This window comes from Stieleria sp. (assembly GCF_041595215.1).
Taxonomy (GTDB): domain Bacteria; phylum Planctomycetota; class Planctomycetia; order Pirellulales; family Pirellulaceae; genus Stieleria; species Stieleria magnilauensis.
Genome location: NZ_JBFHKV010001454.1, coordinates 1 through 1,659, shown reverse-complemented (window position 1 = coordinate 1,659; position 1,659 = coordinate 1). Strand labels below are relative to the sequence as shown.

The 1,659-nt window shown below is 59.7% G+C and carries 1 protein-coding gene; it reads right to left on the bottom strand.

The window, feature by feature from the left end; translation table 11 throughout:
- Positions 1-12 precede the first annotated feature (12 nt).
- The coding region (locus ABX749_RS32045; RefSeq protein WP_372899618.1) for a hypothetical protein at positions 13-1,659 on the bottom strand (1,647 nt) is incomplete at its 5' end.

Here is a 1,659-nt window from a genome sequence, read left to right as displayed (position 1 = left end):
TTGAAACGATGCTCATGCGAGGCCTCTCCATCGACGCAGTCCCCATTCTCCGCACAGGCAACCGAGCGCCAACGCGATCACCCAACCGCGGTGCCAGAGCGGGAACACCCAGGTTTCCATCACGGGGACTTTCTCGGACTTCAGCCGCCGTGACAATAGATTCAAATCTTCTTCCGCGATGACGTCGCCACCACTTTGCTCGGCAATCCGCTGCAACAACGCTTGGTTGACAGCCAGCGTGTCGAATTCCCGCCCGGCGATTTGACGGGTCCAACCGACCTTGGGCGTGCCGACCAGCTCGCCGTCTTCGGCGCGAACTTCCGCGGTCGCCGTGTACTGTCCGGGTTGGTCGTCATAGTAAGCCACCGAATACGCTCCCGGGATCTCTCCGATCGGTTTGGCGTCCAACGTCAGCGAGTCGCCGGCGGGGCGAATCACGTTGACGGTGATCGTGGGGTTTTCCAACGGCAAAAATGCCTCGTCGCGGGCATCGACACGAAGCACCATCGAGTCGTCGTTGTCTGGTCCGGGCGCGACCGACAATTCGGCGCGACGCGGAACGTCACCGACCAGCCATCGCGTGATTTGGCGCCAGGCCTGGGCGGCGTCATCCGGGTTTTGTGGATCGGGTTGCATCGACCATCGCCAGAGGTCCCCAACGGTGACCGCACCGACTTTGCCCCGACCGAACCGCTGGACCGCAATCGCGGGTTGAGCCTGGCCATCGCTACGGTTGACCGTCGCCAGCTGATAGGCACCGGGTTTCAAGCTGCCGACGACATTGACCGAGTCGAACCGCGGCATCGTACGCAACCGCTTCGTTTCCGCGTCGGCCGTTTTACGCAGCCGCATCCAAGGTTGCAACATCCCTTCACGGGTTAACTTCATCGAATACTCGGCCGGCAAACCGATATCGGTTCGGCTGACGTAAACCGGTGAAAGGTCGCCCAGGAAGGAATCCCCAAACGCTCGTCCGCGAAACATCTCTTGGCCGCCCAGCATCAACAACCCACCGCCACGTGAGGAAACGAATCGGCGGACCATTTCCAGTTGATCTTGCGAAAAGAACTCCGGTTCGATGTCATCGAGGATCAACGCGTCAAATCCGAACAGTTCCTCTTCGACCTTGGGGAACCCCGACGCGAGTTCTTCGGTTTCCTTGACACCGATGCGAATCATCACCGGCTCGTCGTACTGCTCGGCGGTTTCTTCGGCGTCGTCACCGAGTCCTTGAAACAGCGGGTTGGTGCTGGAAACTTCCTTGTCTCGGAAACTGAACTTGGGCTCCTTGTTGGCCATCCGAATCAGACCGGTCAATTCAACTTCGGCGTCTTCCGAGATCGCGCGCCTCAGAAACTTGAATTCCCAGTTTGGCCTGCCGGCGACGTAGAGCACACGGTACGGCCCGCCCTTTCGATCGACCGCGATCAAACGGGTGTTATTGACCAGCGTGGTTTCCGAGGATGGCGTGTCCATCAATTGATCCAGCTTGTCGAATGCCGCTCGATCGGCTTCGCGGAACAAATCGACGCGATAGAACCGCAGTCCGACGTCGGCGGGGCGAAACTGAAACGACACGCTGAACGTCTTTTCGTCCGACCGCAGCGGCACCGTTTTCTCTTCAACCACCGATTGCAGCGCGACGTCGGTCAATCTGGC